14 protein-coding genes are annotated in these 16,165 nt (G+C 49.3%); 9 read left to right on the top strand and 5 right to left on the bottom strand.

The window, feature by feature from the left end:
• Positions 1–39 precede the first annotated feature (39 nt).
• Positions 40–2,421: a glycoside hydrolase family 2 protein gene (locus VPR01S_RS01760; protein WP_040902124.1), complete on the bottom strand. Its 2,382-nt coding sequence runs from the start codon at positions 2,419–2,421 to the stop codon at positions 40–42.
• A 308-nt stretch (positions 2,422–2,729) separates the two neighbouring features.
• Between VPR01S_RS01760 and fni the strand changes: the two genes are divergently transcribed.
• The 5 genes from fni (at position 2,730) to VPR01S_RS01735 (ending at position 6,909) form a co-directional block, all read left to right on the top strand.
• Positions 2,730–3,755, top strand: a complete 1,026-nt coding sequence (gene fni / locus VPR01S_RS01755; protein ID WP_021703573.1) for a type 2 isopentenyl-diphosphate Delta-isomerase — start codon at positions 2,730–2,732, stop codon at positions 3,753–3,755.
• A gap of 74 nt (positions 3,756–3,829) precedes the next feature.
• Positions 3,830–4,672 carry a CHAD domain-containing protein gene (locus VPR01S_RS01750; protein ID WP_021703572.1) on the top strand — a complete coding sequence of 281 codons (843 nt, stop codon included), beginning with the start codon at positions 3,830–3,832 and terminating at the stop codon, positions 4,670–4,672.
• A 136-nt stretch (positions 4,673–4,808) separates the two neighbouring features.
• A complete protein-coding gene (locus VPR01S_RS01745) occupies positions 4,809–5,621 on the top strand; it encodes a fumarylacetoacetate hydrolase family protein (protein ID WP_052035722.1) in 813 nt (270 codons plus the stop codon).
• A gap of 98 nt (positions 5,622–5,719) precedes the next feature.
• The gene (locus tag VPR01S_RS01740) at positions 5,720–6,361 is read left to right on the top strand and encodes a MarC family protein (protein WP_021703570.1); all 642 of its coding nucleotides are present in this window, start codon (positions 5,720–5,722) and stop codon (positions 6,359–6,361) included.
• Positions 6,362–6,501: 140 nt separating this feature from the next.
• A complete protein-coding gene (locus VPR01S_RS01735) occupies positions 6,502–6,909 on the top strand; it encodes a hypothetical protein (protein ID WP_021703569.1) in 408 nt (135 codons plus the stop codon).
• A gap of 126 nt (positions 6,910–7,035) precedes the next feature.
• Here VPR01S_RS01735 and trpS read toward each other — a convergent pair whose 3' ends face one another.
• Complete coding sequence (gene trpS / locus VPR01S_RS01730; protein WP_021703568.1) at positions 7,036–8,043, bottom strand: tryptophan--tRNA ligase; 1,008 nt, start codon at positions 8,041–8,043, stop codon at positions 7,036–7,038.
• A 355-nt stretch (positions 8,044–8,398) separates the two neighbouring features.
• Here trpS and VPR01S_RS01725 point away from each other — a divergent pair, with 355 nt between their 5' ends.
• Positions 8,399–9,523, top strand: coding sequence for a phosphatase PAP2 family protein (locus tag VPR01S_RS01725; RefSeq protein WP_245580773.1), 1,125 nt, complete (start codon positions 8,399–8,401; stop codon positions 9,521–9,523).
• A gap of 124 nt (positions 9,524–9,647) precedes the next feature.
• On the opposite strand, the gene VPR01S_RS01720 is transcribed toward VPR01S_RS01725, so the two are convergent.
• Positions 9,648–10,196 carry an MSHA operon transcriptional regulator gene (locus VPR01S_RS01720; protein ID WP_021703566.1) on the bottom strand — a complete coding sequence of 183 codons (549 nt, stop codon included), beginning with the start codon at positions 10,194–10,196 and terminating at the stop codon, positions 9,648–9,650.
• A 676-nt stretch (positions 10,197–10,872) separates the two neighbouring features.
• Between VPR01S_RS01720 and VPR01S_RS01715 the strand changes: the two genes are divergently transcribed.
• The 3 genes from VPR01S_RS01715 to VPR01S_RS01705 all read left to right on the top strand — a co-directional run bounded on the left by VPR01S_RS01715 (position 10,873) and on the right by VPR01S_RS01705 (position 14,931).
• Positions 10,873–12,279, top strand: coding sequence for a basic amino acid/polyamine antiporter (locus VPR01S_RS01715; RefSeq protein WP_021703565.1), 1,407 nt, complete (start codon positions 10,873–10,875; stop codon positions 12,277–12,279).
• A 186-nt stretch (positions 12,280–12,465) separates the two neighbouring features.
• Positions 12,466–13,626 carry a GGDEF domain-containing protein gene (locus VPR01S_RS01710; protein ID WP_021703564.1) on the top strand — a complete coding sequence of 387 codons (1,161 nt, stop codon included), beginning with the start codon at positions 12,466–12,468 and terminating at the stop codon, positions 13,624–13,626.
• Positions 13,627–13,725: 99 nt separating this feature from the next.
• Complete coding sequence (locus VPR01S_RS01705) at positions 13,726–14,931, top strand: iron-containing alcohol dehydrogenase (protein ID WP_040902123.1); 1,206 nt, start codon at positions 13,726–13,728, stop codon at positions 14,929–14,931.
• Positions 14,932–14,958: 27 nt separating this feature from the next.
• Here the strand turns inward: VPR01S_RS01705 and msrA are convergent, their stop codons facing one another.
• Together msrA and msrB are read right to left on the bottom strand one after the other, a co-directional pair.
• Entirely contained in the window at positions 14,959–15,489 is a 531-nt protein-coding gene (gene msrA, locus VPR01S_RS01700) for a peptide-methionine (S)-S-oxide reductase MsrA (RefSeq protein ID WP_021703562.1), read from the bottom strand.
• Positions 15,486–15,941, bottom strand: coding sequence for a peptide-methionine (R)-S-oxide reductase MsrB (gene msrB, locus VPR01S_RS01695; RefSeq protein WP_021703561.1), 456 nt, complete (start codon positions 15,939–15,941; stop codon positions 15,486–15,488). Before msrB ends, msrA begins: the two co-directional genes overlap by 4 nt.
• Positions 15,942–16,165 lie beyond the last annotated feature (224 nt).

Genomic DNA, 16,165 nt, shown 5'->3' with positions numbered 1-16,165 from the left:
AAAGCCGTGACAAAGTAGGGTTGTCACGGCTTTTCTATCTCAGATAAGCTGATATACCCTCAGTTCTTCATCCTCGTTCAAAGCGCCTTCCACGATCTCAATCGTACGTGCCATCCCCGGCAATAAGAAAAAACTCGAATCAGAGAAACGTGTGACGCCACTGTGTTCCAGGTGGACGTACAACACGGGCAGATCGCTTTGTAGCCGCACACGTTGGCCATCCATTTGTACGCTGATGACCGCATGCTGGAGCGGTAAACGTTTTGGTTCAGCAGGCAGCCAGAAGGTATTGCGTGTTGGCTCTGATTGCGAGACAAAATACAACGCGCCCGACTCGGCCTGAAACGAGCGTTTCTCGCGTCGCCACACCACTTGATTACGGTCGCTGGGGATGATTTCATCGATTACCCAGCGCTCCCGAAGTTCTCCCTCCCAACTTAACCACAACACTTCTCCGCATAACGCCTTGGCGTCTCTTGAGTCATTGATCGCGTGCAGGCACACTTGCTCGGATTGCTCTGAAAAACAGGCCAGCAATGGCTGATAGAAGCGCACTGCGTGATAATGCAATTGCTTCCAGCGCCCTGAATATTCAATGCTCGACCAGGAGCTGACGGGCCAGTTGTCGTTCAGTTGCCAATAGAGCATTCCCCGGCAATGCGGTGATTTGGCGCGCCAGGACTCGACTGCGGTGCTGATGGCCATCGCTTGTTGCACCTGACTCAGATACAGCATCTGCTCAAAACAATCCGGGAAACGAAAATAGCGGGTAAACATTTCGGTGATAATACTGGTTCCGCGAGCGTTTTTCTGATGATGTTCAAACGCTTGGGCTGTGATGTTATGAGCCTCATCCGGAAGGAATTGTTTCACTTCAGGTAGAGAGGGCCACGACTGGTATCCAAATTCAGAACAGAATCTGGGCGAGACTTCACGGTAGGCGGAAAAGGATTTACCTGAGTGCCAGACGTCCCAGAAATGCATGTCGCCTTTGTTGTCATCGTGCCAGGCATCGCCAAAGTCGAGCTCACCATTGCATGGAGAACTGGCCCAGAATCGCCGGGAAGGGTCACAACGAGTGACGGTCTCTTCCAGCATCCGGTTGAGACGATCATAATTAATCAGGTATTTCTCCCGGTTGTGGCGTGACTCCGGATACCAGTTGAGCGAGCCGATCACTTCGTTATCGCCACACCAGAGCGCGAGGCAGGCGTGATGTTTCAGACGACTGACCTGATGCTCAACTTCCTGTTCCACTTCAACAAGAAATTCCGCAGTTGACGGATATTGGGCGCAAGCGAACATCAGATCCTGCCAAACCAACAAGCCGAGCTGATCACACAGCTGATAGAAAATATCCTGTTCGTAGTCGCCGCCGCCCCACACCCGGATCATATTCATATTGGCCTCTTTTGCCGCCTCCAATAAGTTGTGGTAGCGAGCTGGGGTGATACGTCCGGGCATCGCGTCCACCGGAATCCAGTTGGCGCCTTTGGCGGTGATATCGATACCGTTAACCACAAACACCATCTCATTGCCGTTTTGGTCTGGACGAGTGCGCAGTACCAGTTGCCTCAGCCCGATCTGTTTTTGAATACGTTGCTGGTCTAGCGTGATTTGTAAGGGATACAAGTGTGCGTCACCATAGCCGTTTGGCCACCACAAAATAGGATTGTTGACGTCAACCACGACACGTGTCTTCCGGCTGTAAGCGTCAGTTGTGACCGCCAGTCGCTGAGAAGCAAACTCAACCTGAACGGTTGCCGGTGGCGCTGGGCGGTGCGTTATCGTGACGACCACCGACACCTGTGTCAGGTCGTGCCACTGCTGCTCGACATCGACGTGATACATTTCTTGTTCGTTGATCTCGACCAGCTGTATTGGGGTGAATACGCCGCAGACGGGCAAACAAATCCCCCAATCCCAGCCGCTGTGACATTGCGGCTTACGTATCGTGTTCATGTGTGGGATCTGGTTATTGCCTTCTGCCCAAGGCACCGGAAACGGCAGAGCTGCGGCGTGCTTATGGGCTTGTTTGGCTGCTGACTGAAAGCGCCATTCAAAGTGATTGTCACCCACGTTGAGAAACGGAAGGATATTGATCTGATATTGTTGGAACGCGTTGCTGCAACGAACCACAAGCTGGTTGTTGATGTACAGACTGGCAAAAGTGTCGACTTTATTCAGCGTCAGTGTCAGCTTTCGGCACTGAGGTAAAATATCCAGGCGCAACGTTTTGCTCAGATGCCAGTCGCAATAGGCCGGCCATTGAACGTCTGCTTCATTGCTTGCGTAGTAAGGATCGGGGATGAACTCTCCCGCGAGCAGGGCAGAATAATGGTCACCGGGTAATTGCATCGCCGTGTTAATGTGGGGGTATTGCGGCGAGCTGAGCCGCCATTCACCGTTCAGTTCCATCATGCTCTCGTTCGGTTTTTTGATTGCAGAACAGGGATTGCAACACAGCTGGAGGTGGGAAAATGTGCGGTTATTCATGCTTGTTGCTCAGGCAATGGCTTTGTTGTTCTGCTTGCGAGTGAGACAAAAACTTCGTACAAATTGACCAAATTCTGACCTGGGTGTTTACTGATTTAATTGACAACAATTAACCATGAGTGGCGCTTTGATGAATTAATCCTGGTGATGATTTCACCAGACCATACCGGGTATGATTGACTCACTATCGGCGGACAGAGATACTGCGCCCCCATTTTGCTCGAGGAGTTGTTATGAGCCAGGCCAAAAACCGCAAAGACCTTCATCTTGAAGCTGTGCTGGAGCACGATATGCGCATGCACACGAAGACCAATGGCCTGGAAAGTGTCGACTTCGAGCATTGTGCATTACCAGAGTGTCATTTGGATGAGATTGATCTCCAGACGACCTTTTTGGGGCACTCTTTGGCCATGCCTTTTTTGATTAGCTCCATGACTGGTGGGGCGAAACATGCCGAACACATCAACGCTAACCTCGCAGAAGCGGCTGCCGAACTGAAGATCGCAATGGGAGTCGGGTCGCAGCGCATCAGTCTGGAAGAGTCAAACCACACCGGATTAGGGGCGAAGATTCGCCGTCTGGCGCAAGGGGTACCGCTGTATTCCAATATCGGTGCAGCGCAGCTGCGTCATGAAAACGCGGTTGAGGTAGCGCACCGCGCGGTAGAAAATATCGAAGCTGATGGCCTGTTTATTCACGTCAACCCAATGCAGGAAGCGTTGCAAGCCGGCGGCGATCGCAATTGGTGCGGTATTTTAGACGCAATTGAAACCGTGGTGCAGGCCGTCAAAGTGCCGGTGATCGTCAAAGAGGTCGGATTCGGTATCAGTGAGTCGGTGGCCGGGCAACTGATAAGCGCAGGCGCACAGGCCATTGATGTTGCGGGCGCAGGTGGAACCAGTTGGGCTGCGGTAGAGGGCTACTGTCACCGTGACCTCAAAATGGCTAAAGCGGCGGAGCTTTTTCGGGACTGGGGCAATCCTACGGCCTATTGTCTCCGCAGTATTCGCGACGCCCACCCGGAAGTGGACCTGATTGCATCGGGTGGAATTCAAAACGGCCTCGATGCAGCCAAAGCCATTCGTCTTGGGGCCGATATTGTCGGTCAGGCGGGGGCTGTGATCCGGGCGGCCAGCCTGAGTACCGAAGCGGTGATTGAACACTTTGAGCAGCTACGCTTTGAACTGATGTTGACCTGTTTTGGCACGGGCAGCCGGGATCTCACCATGCTGAAAAGGGCGCCTCTCATCAACCTCTGACGGCTTATGACATTCTGATCGGCTTTCATCTTACTGCGTCTTTCTATACTGAAAGAAAACCATGAGGCAGCAGAATGCATTTTGTCCCCAGTTCTTCAATCCAAGTCGACAGCCAGGTGCGGGCCGACAATCTTGCGCCTGTAGTCAGTGGTTTGTTGGCGTTGTTTGCAATTGCCCGTATGAACGCCATCTTGTACCGTGAGACACACAGCGATGAAGCTTTGCATCAGTTTCGGGTCTCGTTGCGCCGGGTTCGCAGTATTTTAACATTCAATAAGACACTGATTGGGCAGCCCTATCTGACGTTAAACCAGAGATTACAAACCATATTGTCCGGCAGTGGTGATTGTCGCGATCTGGATGTATTGATCAATAAACTCGATACCCTGGATGTCGCTGAGACTAACGCTCAGGCGCATTTTCGCTTGTGGTTGACTGAGCAGCGAGCCCGCACGCGCCAGCATCTGATCGCCCGGTTGACGCCGATGATTCTGGAGCCTCTCTTCCATCATATGACCGACACTTTGCTCAGGCACGTAGCTAAGCTCAAACATCGAGACTACAGTGCTTGGGTATGTAGGCGCTATCAAAAGAAACACCGCCAGCTTGGACAGCGCTTGCAAAAGATAGGAAGCCTGAATGCCGAGCAGCTTCATCGGCTGCGTATCCGAGCCAAGTTGCTGCGTTACAGCGGTGAGTTTTATCAAGTTTGGCTAACATCGAGTACACAGAATGCATGGAAACAATGGCAGACAAAGTTAGGGGAATTGAACGACCTTCATGTGCAATTAACCATTCTGACAGCTTATCAACAGCAGTTATCCAATGGCTCGGCCCATCAAGCCGCCGCTCAGGCATTACACGCGATACTCCAAGCTGAGTGGGAAAAGGTATTGCATTCGCTTCGTCAGGTTTGATCCTTTCATATCATTAATATTTAGTGACGGCGTCACCTTGGTGGGGCAGGAGTGGTTATCTGCTCTGACCGAATTCAGACTTTTGGACTATCTTCATAATACGACGTTTGGTTTAGTGCGCTGTGCGGAGGGAATCGTGAAGCGAGTGTATCTGTTGTTGGTGTTGTTGTGGTCGTGTTCATCGGCCGCAGAGGTAGAGCAGTATGTGAGGTATTTGCACGGTGGCACGGTCCAATATGGCTTGATTCAGGGCACCAGAATTCAACCAGTTGTCGGTAATTTGTTCGATACGTTTCAACTGTCTGAGCAGAGCCTGTCATTGTCTGAGGTGACGGTTCTCCTGCCGGTGGCTCCCGGCAATGTGTACGCGGTTGGGCTGAATTTCGCCAGCCACATGGCGTCGTCCGCACGAGCTGATCCACCGATGTTCGTTAAACTTTACAGTTCCCTTATCCCGTCAGGGCAGCAGGTCGTGTTACCCGCTGGTGCAAAGAATCTGCACTTTGAAGGTGAGCTGGTGGTTGTGATTGGCAAAACCACGCAAAATATCAGTGAAGCCGATGCAATGAGCGCGGTGTTCGGTTATCTGGTTGGCAATGATCTGACCGAGCGGACGTGGCAGGCTCAGGATTTACAGTGGATACGAGCGAAATCCAGTGACGGGTTTGGGCCGGTGAGTGCCCGGATCACCCGAGGAGTAGATTTTCGTGATCTTGAAGTGGTCACTCGGCTCAACAACAAAGTTGTTCAGCAAGAAACGATGCGTACGATGATCCATAAACCCGCCAAGGTGATTGCGTATCTGAGTCAGTACTTTGTTTTACGACCCGGGGATTTGATTTTTATGGGCACGCCTGGACGAACTGAGGCGCTGCGCGACGGGGATGAGATAGAAGTGTCCATTAAAGGTGTCGGGAGTGTGACCAACCGGGTCAGCGCAGTCGATTGACCCATGCTCTGGTAAGAAATCGCGCCACCATAGCGCGCCAACCGGAATCATGCCTATACTAACCTGACGTAATTGATTGATATTTCGAAAGGAAAGGTATGAAAGAACTGATCATCCATATCGTGACGGTATTTATGGGGCTGTTTGCGATAATGAACCCCATTGCCAATACCCCTATTTTTCTAAGCCTGACTGCCGATGCCGAGCGCTCGATGGTCAAGTCGGTTGCATTTCGTTCTGTTCTGATTGCTTTTATTATCGTGACCACCTTTGCGGTGTCCGGCAAAGTCATTTTTGATTTATTCGGGATCACTTTGTATGCCCTGCGTATTACCGGTGGCATTCTGGTGTTTCTGATCGGCTTTCATATGCTGCAAGGCGATAGCACACACAGCAAAACCAAAGAAAAGGCGTACTCTCCGCAGAAAAGTGATGCGGTGCTGAGTATTGCCGTCTCGCCCTTAGCCACTCCGATCCTGGCAGGTCCGGGGACCATTGCCAGCGCAATGAACTTCGCAACAACCGGCGGTGTGATTGAAACGGTAGTGACGGTCGTGTCGTTTGGATTGTTGTGCATACTGACGTACGTATTGTTCTTATCTGGCGAACGTTTGGTGAAAGCGATTGGCCCAAGCGCTCTAAATGTGATCACGAAAATGATGGGCCTCATTCTGGCCGTCATTGGTACTCAGATGTTGATTGATGGCATTGCGGAAGCATACAAAACGGTATTTCACTGAATGGATAAGGCAGCTTAGTAATACCAATGAAATCAATAGCTTTAAAGCATGACGCTGGTGTGACGCATCAGGATGTAGTTAAATGTCGGTCATTGAGAATAACTATCCTGTCAGCCGTACCGATATAAGGAGTCAGGTTTATGAAGTGGACCGGAATTGTTTTGCTCGCCTTATCACCGATTGCGCAAGCTGCCAGCCAGTGTCAGGTCGAGAGCTTTCAACCCATCGATATTGAGCCCACAGTCAAAGCCGTTCAGTTTGACCGTGACTCTGAGCAGGCGATGATCGTCAGCAAGCCGCCGATGCGATGCGCCAATGTGACGTTTACCACGGCGGTGACCCGCGGGCGACAAGTCGACTGGTTGCGCGAGCGCTTTGAGGCCACCTATTTTGATGGCTCGACACGCCGTTCACATGAAGTGAACTTTAAACAAGACGATCTGAGTGTTAGTAAAATCCGTGTCGGTCCCAATCTACCTGCAACGGCCTACGTTTGTTTTACAACCTCAGAGACGCCGATATCCAGCATCAGTTGCGACATCGACTGACCTGACAGATTCGCTGTTAACAGCGCAACGCCTCACTGAAGTGGGGCGTTGTGCTTTTTTAAGCGGCTGGTATCCGCCAGCAGACGGACGGATTCTAGTTAATGACCAGTGCGCAACATGCTTGTCTCAAAATAGGTTCAGGCCGAAAACGCGTTTCACAGCGTCAGCGACTTGGGTTGCCTGACGGTTGGCGCGCTCGGTACCAGCGCGTAACACGTCACACAGATAAGCGCGGTCGGCGAGCAATTCATTCCGTTGGGCCCGGATCGGCGCCAGTAGCGCTTGCAGACAAGCCTCAAGTTCAGCTTTGACTTTCCCGTCACCGAGCCCACCTTCCTGATAGTGGGCTTTCAGAGCTTCCACGTGGGCGGTGTCCGGATGAAAAGCATCAAGGTAGGTAAATACGATGTTGCCTTCCACCTGGCCGGGATCTTCGATACGCAGGTGATTAGGGTCGGTATACATTGAATGGACCGCCGCACGAATGTCTTTTTCCGTTGCCCCGAGGTTAATGGCATTGCCCAGTGACTTGGACATTTTATTTTTGCCGTCGGTGCTGGGTAATCTCGGTGTATGGCTCAGCATCGGCGTACACTCAACGAGTACAGACTCATTTGCCAGATTGTTGATCTTACGGACAATTTCATTGGTCTGTTCAAGCATCGGCAATTGATCGTCTCCGACAGGGACTTGGGTGGCATGAAAAGCCGTAATGTCTGCGGCTTGCGAGATCGGGTAGGTCAGAAAGCCGGCCGGGATGGAGCGCCCGAATTGTTTGGACTGGATTTCATTTTTCACCGTCGGGTTGCGCTCGAGACGCGAAATGGTGACCAGGTTACTGTAGAACATCGTCAACTCGGCCAAAGCCGGAATGTGCGACTGTAAGCAAATAGTGGTTTTGGCCGGATCAATGCCAACTGCCAGGTAATCGGCGACCACATTAAGGATGTTTGATGCGACTTTGTCCGGGGTGTGCCCATTGTCAGTCAGCCCCTGCATATCCGCCACCAGAATGGTTTGATCATGCTGATGTTGCAGATCAATACGCTGTTTCAGTGAACCAACATAATGACCGAGGTGCAGTTGGCCAGTGGCCCGGTCTCCGGTCAGGATGGTTTTTCGTTCGTTTTGCATATCAATATCTCCTGTAATTGCTGCCGCCGGAGAGTCGCTATGCCTGAGATCATTCGCTACCTTCCGGCGGCGAATGAACGTAGAAATTCAGTGCCGCTCAGAGAGAGCGCCACCAGAACATGGTTTGTGTACGAAGGGATTGGATCGGTTTCATATCTGCAAGCTAACACACATTTTCAGCGTAGGGCAAATCAAATTTGCGTTGAACACCGGAGCTGTTGGCCAAGAGTAGCTGACGGAAATGCTCTGAGAAAAACCGACTATAACGAGTATTTATACCGAAATTAAAATAGTTAATTGGCAATAAAGAGACACTTTCCATAATCTGTGATGTATTTCTCGATGACATGATGTGATGTTTACAAAAGAAATAAAATCTTTGGCTATGCTGATTGCGAATAAGCCGAATAATGTATCGATTAAGCAGAATTTGATAAAAGAATGCTCAGCAGTGTGTATATACCTTAAACAAGACATCATTCTTTATGTGATTATATTAATCTTTACTTTATTTACTTATCTTTTTTCTCATCACTATGGTTATGAAAAGGATATTTCATTGACCTTGTCCTATGTCGATATTCTTCAGGTGATTGTGGCCGCAACGGTTGGTGTGTTCGTATTGGGATACGGGATTTTATTGTTGATTCGTAGGGAAAAACACCCGGTAACCTGTTGTAGGAACAAGCTGGAGGTGTTGTTTGGACATCGAGCCAAACTCATTTCTGTTTTGATATTCATGCTCGTGTTCAGTTACTTTATGTCGAGTTACAGTACACTGAAGTCGTTGATCCCTCTGGTTGAATCATTTAAATATGATGAGTTATTTTACCACGCAGATCGGTGGTTATTTTCGGGGAATGAACCTTGGAAATGGTTTCATCACAGCGTCAATTCACCTTACATAACACTTATTCTGAATGTCTTTTATCACGTCTGGTTTTTATTATTGTGGGGAGTGCTGCTCTACTTCTTAATATTTGCCAACAGCAACCAACGAATTCACTATGTAGCCAGTTTTCTTCTTTGTTGGGCATTACTGGGCTCGATTCTGGCTCTATTGATGTCCTCTGCCGGCCCCGCTTTTACAATGAGGCTGGATGCGGGCAACCAGCACTATACAGAGTTGATGGCGCTACTGACTCAGCAGAGTGAGTGGCTGAAAGTGAATAGCGACTATGAACTTTGGGCTCTTAATGTACAGAATGATTTGTGGGACACGTACCTGAACAAGAAGGAGATGTTGGGAAGTGGTATTTCCGCGATGCCGAGCATGCACGTATCAATTGCGGTGCTGATGGCGTTGGGTATGTCGTCAGTGAACCGCTGGGTTGGCGCCTTATTCTGGCTATTTGCTGCGGTTATTTACATTGGCTCCTTTGCATTGGGTTGGCATTATGCCGTGGATGGCTTGGTCAGCGCGCCGCTGACGTATCTGCTTTGGCGTGTCTGCGCGAAACTAACGCTTGTTTCAGCATGAAATCCCTTTTGGTAGAAGCAAGCCAAAGTGGCGAGAGTGTAGGTTCACAGTGCAGGTCAGGGAATCGGTAAAAGGCAAAAGAAGCGCCATGTGTGGCGCTTCTTTTTCGTTTTTAGATACAGCCTTAAAAATCGGCTTTTTTGACAAAGTAGGGGTTGGTATATTTTTTATCTGGCCCGAACATTGAACGCACCAGACGATTCCAGAGGTGTCGATCAAATTCACCTTTCGGGATTGAAGGATAGAGTGTTTCGGATTCTTCTTTCGCCAGATTGATCAGCTCTTTCTTTTTGATCTGATTATATTTTTTTGCCACGCGGTTGTGTTTTTGAACCCATTCCGCTTTATAGCGCTCCAGAGCGGGTTTGGCTTTCTCAAGCGGGACCCGTGACAAATAAACGCGCTTATAAGACACTTTACGATCGATGAGAGTCCGCATGGCGGTCTGGATATACTTACCGTGTTCGGTAATAGAAAAATCCTGTTCGTCAAACAGCGTAACGCACCAGCCCTTAGGTAAGAAGTCTGGCTTTTGAAATTGCTTATTCCGCGCCATGAGCGCTTTGTGCAGCACGATATCGGACGTGCCTTTAAACGTTTTCTGCCATTTGGCGATACGCACCTGGATCGAACCAGGTAGTCGATATACGTTGGTAAATTTATCTTGATCCATTGACTTACAAAGTAACCGAAATTATTCAGGTAGTGGTTTAAGTGAGTAAACGTGTTTCAAATGAAAATTTGTTCTAACTTGTTAGCCAAAGACGTCAGAGTATGTCGAGCTTGTCGCTATGAAGATTATTGTTATCACCGCGCAACGTGTGTGATGAACGGTGTACTCTGAAGTAAGGCGGGATTCTACACTGACCTGAGTGACGTTGACCAGTCTAAAGTGTGTAAATATCCATCGTTTTCAATCTTAAGATCACTCTTTTATCAGTAGTTTAGCCAATTAATATTGCTTTTCATCATATAAATGTCAGTAAGTTGCCAGATTCAGTGACTAAGCTGATAAAAGCTTGGCAGGGATCGCATCGTCCGTTCATGGCTTGAATAGTTATTTTCCTGCTGACCACATAAATAACCATAATAATGATATTGAATAGATTAATATTCATTTATAACGGAATATTTTATTTATCTGTACTTAAAAGTGTGTAATATGTGGAGCCTTATACTTTTAAGGTGGCGAAGTTTTCAGCGAAAATCACGCAGCTTTTTGATCGTTGGCAATGAATAGGTATATTTTTGCACTATCTCAGTGACACAGATCACGACAAGCCTGTAGCCAGGCAGATTTCGCTCTAAAATAGCGCCTCCGCATGACAGAGATATACCGGACTTTTACCATGGATAATAAACTCGGGCTTGGTTCTTTGACCGCATTGGTTGTCGGTTCGATGATCGGTGCAGGTGTTTTCAGCTTGCCTCAGAATATGGCTGCCGTTGCCAGTCCGCTAGCGGTGATGATCGGGTGGGGAATCACCGGCGTCGGCATGATTTTCCTCGCACTTTCCTTCCAGCAACTTTCCAATCATAAACCTCATATAGACAGCGGCGTTTTCGGCTTTGCCCGTGAAGGCTTTGGCGACTTTGCTGGCTTTTGCTCGGCATGGGGGTACTGGTTCAGCGCGATGGTTGCCAATGTTTCCTATTTGGTGATTGTTTTCAGTACGCTGGGATTGGTTTTTGATACGCCAGATCAAGTGATATTTGGGGCGGGTAACACCTGGATATCAGTGGCAGGTGCGTCGGTACTATTATGGCTGGTGCATGCATTGGTGTTGCGTGGTGTTCAAACCGCAGCATTTATCAATTTGATCACCACGTTTGCAAAAATGATCCCGTTGGTGCTGTTTATTGTCTGTGCGATGGTCGCGTTTAATTGGGAAACGTTCACGGTTGATTTCTCCGGTCTGCACTTTGGCGCCGAGCACGATTTGATGGCTCAGGTAAAGGCCACCATGCTGATTACGGTTTGGGTATTTATCGGTATTGAAGGGGCCGTGGTGGTTTCGAGCCGGGCTCGTCACCGCAAGGACATTGGCCGGGCAACTATTTTGGGCCTGCTGACGGCATTGACCATCTATGTGCTGGTGACCCTGTTGTCGATGGGGGTCATCAAGCCGGTTGAACTGGCGGAATTCCAGAACCCGTCCATGGCGAAAGTGCTCACCACGATTTTGGGACCTTGGGGGCAGTACATTATCGGCGCTGGATTAATTGTGTCCGTGTGCGGTGCTTTCCTTAGTTGGACAGTACTGGCTTCCGAAGCGCCTTATTTGTGCGCTCGCGACAACATGTTTCCAGCCGAGTATGCACAACAAAATGCCGCAGGGAGTCCGGTCAAAGCGCTGACCCTGACAAATATATGTATCCAGGTATCTCTGGTGTTGGTTATGTACGCGGGCAGTACCTATGACACACTGTTGGTGATTGCGTCAGAGATGATCCTGGTACCGTATTTTCTGGTTGGTGCGTTTACACTGAAACTGGCATTAGAAAAGCGCGATCGTGGCGCTTTGTTGATTGTGGGCCTGTGTTCCACCTTATATGGGGTGTGGCTCTTATACGCTTCCGGCCTGAACTACCTGTTGATGTCGGCAGTGTTGTATGTGCCCGGCTTATATTTCTACATTAAAGCGAAGCGTCAGCAATCAACATATCCGTTTCAGGGTAAAGAGCGTCTTGGTGCGTGTGCATTAACTCTGGTCGCGGTTGTGGCGGTTGGGATGTTGTGGCAAGGCATGCTTTAACTGCCATTTCTGTCTAAAACAGCAGGCTCAGGCCTGCTGTTTTTTTATCCGTTTTTAATTGCAAGAACAATAAAAGGCTATTTAGCTCCCTGTTAGGGAGCCTTTTAGGGTGAATATTTTGGTAAACAGTTATTATTGTGGTACATAGAAACTACAAAACTATAAGTAAGCTGATTGTTGTAGCTGATGACGTTGACCGATTTGGATGTACTTAAATCTGCCACCATCCTGAATAACATTGCCAGTAGTGGTATTGCAGGGTTGTTCGTTATTCTGGTGCGCAACAAACTGACCCACAGTAAATCAGTGGCCGCCAGCTGGTTCACGCTGTTTTTTATCCTGCTGGGGCTGGGTTATCTGACCAGTATTGCCCGAGCCTGGGTGGAGCTGATCTACTCAGTTGCCACCAATAATGCCTTTTACCAAGCTGCCAGCTATGCTTTGTTGTTCGGCGTGCTGAACTGGTATGGGCGTGCGGTACCTCGCTGGCTTTCTCTGCTTGGCTTAGCGCATATCATCGCCTATACCAGCTTACAGATTTGCCTGACGATGACGATTCCGGATTCATTGGAGTTACGAGTGATGCTGGCTGCGCTGAATCACTCCGCTGTCTTTGGTGTGGCGGCGTTGGCAGCGGCTAAATTTACGCAAAGCGGGCGTCTGGGTGAAAAAATTCTGACGTTCAGCATCGCGTTCAGTACAGCGCTTTTATATCTGCCTTATATCGCGATGACCCAGTATGATGCCACTATTGTTTACCACAGTTTGTCTGCGTTTGTTCAGAGCATTTTGGTGATCTCTTCATTGGGGGCGGTATTGTCACTGTTTTTCTATGATGAAATTGACTGGCACTATCAACGTGCGATCAAAGACAGTTTGACCGGGATGTTTAACCGGCGTTATTTCATCGATAAAGCCAGCCAGAAGGTGGCTAAACAGTCCAAACCGCACTTACTGGCGATGCTTGACCTCGACCATTTTAAGGACATCAATGACTCGTTTGGCCACGAAAGTGGTGACAAAGTCTTGCAGTATTTAAGTCAAATATTTCAGAAGCATTTTGCAGACGAAGATTTGGTGGCGCGATATGGCGGAGAAGAGTTTGTGGTGATGTTGCCAATCAATACGCAAGCGATGGCTTATCATAAACTCGACGCACTGCGTTTGGTCGTTGAAGCGACCTCAATTCCGGTGGAACATGGCCGGGTTAAGGTTTCAATGAGTATCGGTACCAGCATTATCGAGCCAGGTGGTGACATCAGCACGGCGATCAAAGAAGCTGATATTGCGCTGTACAAAGCAAAAGAACAGGGACGAAACCGGCTGTGCCGTTACCTTGTTGTTTGAGGGGATTTCAGCCCCACACTTTTTATTCGCCCCTCTGGTCAAGAGCTACACTTTTTCCTAATCTAAAAATCTGAGTAAATGCTCAAAACAGGGAAGAGAATGACGTATCCAGTTTGGTTTCATCACCTTTATATGGCTGGTCTGAAACTGGCGGCCAGGTATTTACCGATCACTAAACCGACCATGTTTATCGGCCACGGTGCTGTCAGTCAACTCTGCCATTCGGTCGGTCTGATGGGATGTCGCCGGGTTCTGGTGGTTACTGATTCCGGCATGGTTGAGCTGGGTTTTGCTGCGCAATTGCAAACAAAGCTCGAAAGCTACGGCGTCGACAGTACGCTGTTTGCGGATGTGGTTCCTGATCCCACTTATACCGAGGCACAACGTGGCCATATGCGGTACCAGCAACAACAGTGTGACGCCGTGGTTGCTTTAGGGGGCGGCTCGCCAATGGATTGTGCTAAGGTGATTGCCGCGCTGGCCACCAACAAACGTTCTGTGAAGCAATTATCTGGCTTACTTAAGGTACGTCAGCCGCCAGCCCCTTTATTTGTCATTCCAACCACTGCCGGAACAGGCTCCGAGGTGACGGTCGCGGCGGTGGTGTCCAATCCACAGTCTCATCAAAAAACACCATTAATGGATCCGAAACTGATGCCATTGGTAGCAGCGCTGGACCCTGATCTGATGATGGGTTTACCTGCACATATCACAGCGCAAACGGGCATAGACGCATTGACGCACGCCATTGAAGCGTACCTGTCCCGAAATGCCACACCGGAGACGGATCGCCATGCACTGGCGGCCTTCCGGCTGATAACGGACAACCTCGAAAGCGCCGTCAAAGTAGGAAGCAATCGCGCTGTCAGGCTGAACATGTCGCTCGCGGCGTATTATGCCGGTCTGGCGTTCACCAAAGCCAGCCTGGGGTATGTGCACGCAATTGCTCACACGTTGGGCAGCCAGTATCAAATCCCGCACGGGTTAGCGAATGCGCTGGCATTGCCACATGTCATGCAGTTCAGTAAAAGCCACGCCGCAGCAAAAATGAAAGCGCTGGCTGTCGCTGGGGGAGTGGCAAGTGAGCAGTCGACCCCGGAATCAGCCGCACAAGCCCTGATCGATTATATACATCAGTTATGTGCTGCCATTGGTTTACCGCACTACCTTGAAGAGATCCAAGAAGAAGACATCGCGGCGATGGTAGCGCAAGCTTTAAAAGAGGCATATTGGAATTATCCGGTGCCGAAACTGATGTCACCTAAAGACTGCCAGAGTATATTTCGTCTGTTGATGAGGCAATGAAAAGGCGCCTTTTCGGGCGCCTTGGAATTAACCAGTGAGCAAATCCTGATAACGTTCACGCAACTTGATCAGCTTCGGTTCGATGACCACTGCACAGTAGCGTTTGTCCGGGTTATCTGCGTAATAGTTCTGATGATGTGATTCCGCTTCGTAGAACGCCTTGTACATTACGATTTCCGTGACGATCGGGTCATCAAAATGGGGCGTAAGCTCCTGAATGATCCCGTTGGCAACCTCCACTTGCTCATCATCGTGCGCCAGAATGATACTGCGGTATTGCGTTCCCCGGTCCGCCCCCTGTTGATTAAGTGTGGTCGGATTGTGCGTGGTCAGGTGAATCAACAATAACTGCGCATAGTTGATCTCATCAGCGTCATACTCGATTTGTACCACCTCAGCATGACCCGTCGTGCCGTTACACACTTCACGGTAGCATGGATTTTTCACATGGCCACCACTGTAGCCGCTTCTGACGGACAACACACCTTTAACCTGACTGAATAAGGCTTCTGTACACCAGAAGCAACCGCCACCAAATGTTGCTGTTTGTCGGTTCATTCTGCCTCCTGTTCTACTTTCTCGATCGCGACGGCGTTGATGCAGTATCTGAGCCCGCTGGGTCTTGGTCCGTCAGGAAACACGTGGCCTAAGTGGGCTTCACAACAGTTACAGCGCACTTCGACGCGGATCTGAGCCAGCGTTTGGTCCAGATGATAAGACACCGCATTGGTTTTAAACGGTTGTGAAAACGATGGCCAGCCGGTTTGCGAATCAAACTTACTGCCCGAGTCAAACAACATCGTCTGACAACCAACGCAACGGTATTGCCCGGGTTCAAACAATTCACACATCTGGTCTGAAAACGGACGCTCAGTCCCGTGTTGGCGCATCACATAATATTGCTTATCGCTGAGGCGCGTTTGCCACTCCGCATCGCTCAGGTGCAAAGTTCGATCGGGTGCCGGGTTACCTTGATTGGCGTAGGTAACGACATTTTGCCAGTTGAGCATATGGCCTCCTGTTTTGATAACTGCAGAGAGTAGACCGGAAGCACACCCGGTTTATTTCAGTTTAGGCAAAGTGAGGGAACTTAGTACGATATAGGGGCTGAGTGAAAGAAATGAACAGGATAGAGAAATGTATTTATAGCGTACGGCGTATATATTTGTATGTAAAATTCATGTTATATGTCAGTTGAATGAAATATATATTTTAATAATAATTAAAATGTGCT

Source organism: Vibrio proteolyticus NBRC 13287 (assembly GCF_000467125.1).
Classification (GTDB): domain Bacteria; phylum Pseudomonadota; class Gammaproteobacteria; order Enterobacterales; family Vibrionaceae; genus Vibrio; species Vibrio proteolyticus.
Note: the sequence above shows the minus strand (reverse complement) of the source record. Positions and strands in the feature narration are given on the sequence as shown.

What these genes read in the sequence shown, in the direction of transcription:
- msrA (WP_021703562.1), bottom strand. Translation starts at nt 15,489, where the DNA reads ATGAACCGACAAACAGCAACATTTGGTGGCGGTTGCTTCTGGTGTACA.
- VPR01S_RS01760 (WP_040902124.1), bottom strand. Translation starts at nt 2,421, where the DNA reads ATGATGGAACTGAACGGTGAATGGCGGCTCAGCTCGCCGCAATACCCC.
- VPR01S_RS01740 (WP_021703570.1), top strand. Translation starts at nt 5,720, where the DNA reads ATGAAAGAACTGATCATCCATATCGTGACGGTATTTATGGGGCTGTTT.
- VPR01S_RS01735 (WP_021703569.1), top strand. Translation starts at nt 6,502, where the DNA reads ATGAAGTGGACCGGAATTGTTTTGCTCGCCTTATCACCGATTGCGCAA.
- VPR01S_RS01720 (WP_021703566.1), bottom strand. Translation starts at nt 10,196, where the DNA reads ATGGATCAAGATAAATTTACCAACGTATATCGACTACCTGGTTCGATC.
- trpS (WP_021703568.1), bottom strand. Translation starts at nt 8,043, where the DNA reads ATGCAAAACGAACGAAAAACCATCCTGACCGGAGACCGGGCCACTGGC.
- VPR01S_RS01750 (WP_021703572.1), top strand. Translation starts at nt 3,830, where the DNA reads ATGCATTTTGTCCCCAGTTCTTCAATCCAAGTCGACAGCCAGGTGCGG.
- VPR01S_RS01725 (WP_245580773.1), top strand. Translation starts at nt 8,399, where the DNA reads ATGTTTACAAAAGAAATAAAATCTTTGGCTATGCTGATTGCGAATAAG.
- VPR01S_RS01710 (WP_021703564.1), top strand. Translation starts at nt 12,466, where the DNA reads ATGACGTTGACCGATTTGGATGTACTTAAATCTGCCACCATCCTGAAT.
- msrB (WP_021703561.1), bottom strand. Translation starts at nt 15,941, where the DNA reads ATGCTCAACTGGCAAAATGTCGTTACCTACGCCAATCAAGGTAACCCG.
- fni (WP_021703573.1), top strand. Translation starts at nt 2,730, where the DNA reads ATGAGCCAGGCCAAAAACCGCAAAGACCTTCATCTTGAAGCTGTGCTG.
- VPR01S_RS01705 (WP_040902123.1), top strand. Translation starts at nt 13,726, where the DNA reads ATGACGTATCCAGTTTGGTTTCATCACCTTTATATGGCTGGTCTGAAA.
- VPR01S_RS01715 (WP_021703565.1), top strand. Translation starts at nt 10,873, where the DNA reads ATGGATAATAAACTCGGGCTTGGTTCTTTGACCGCATTGGTTGTCGGT.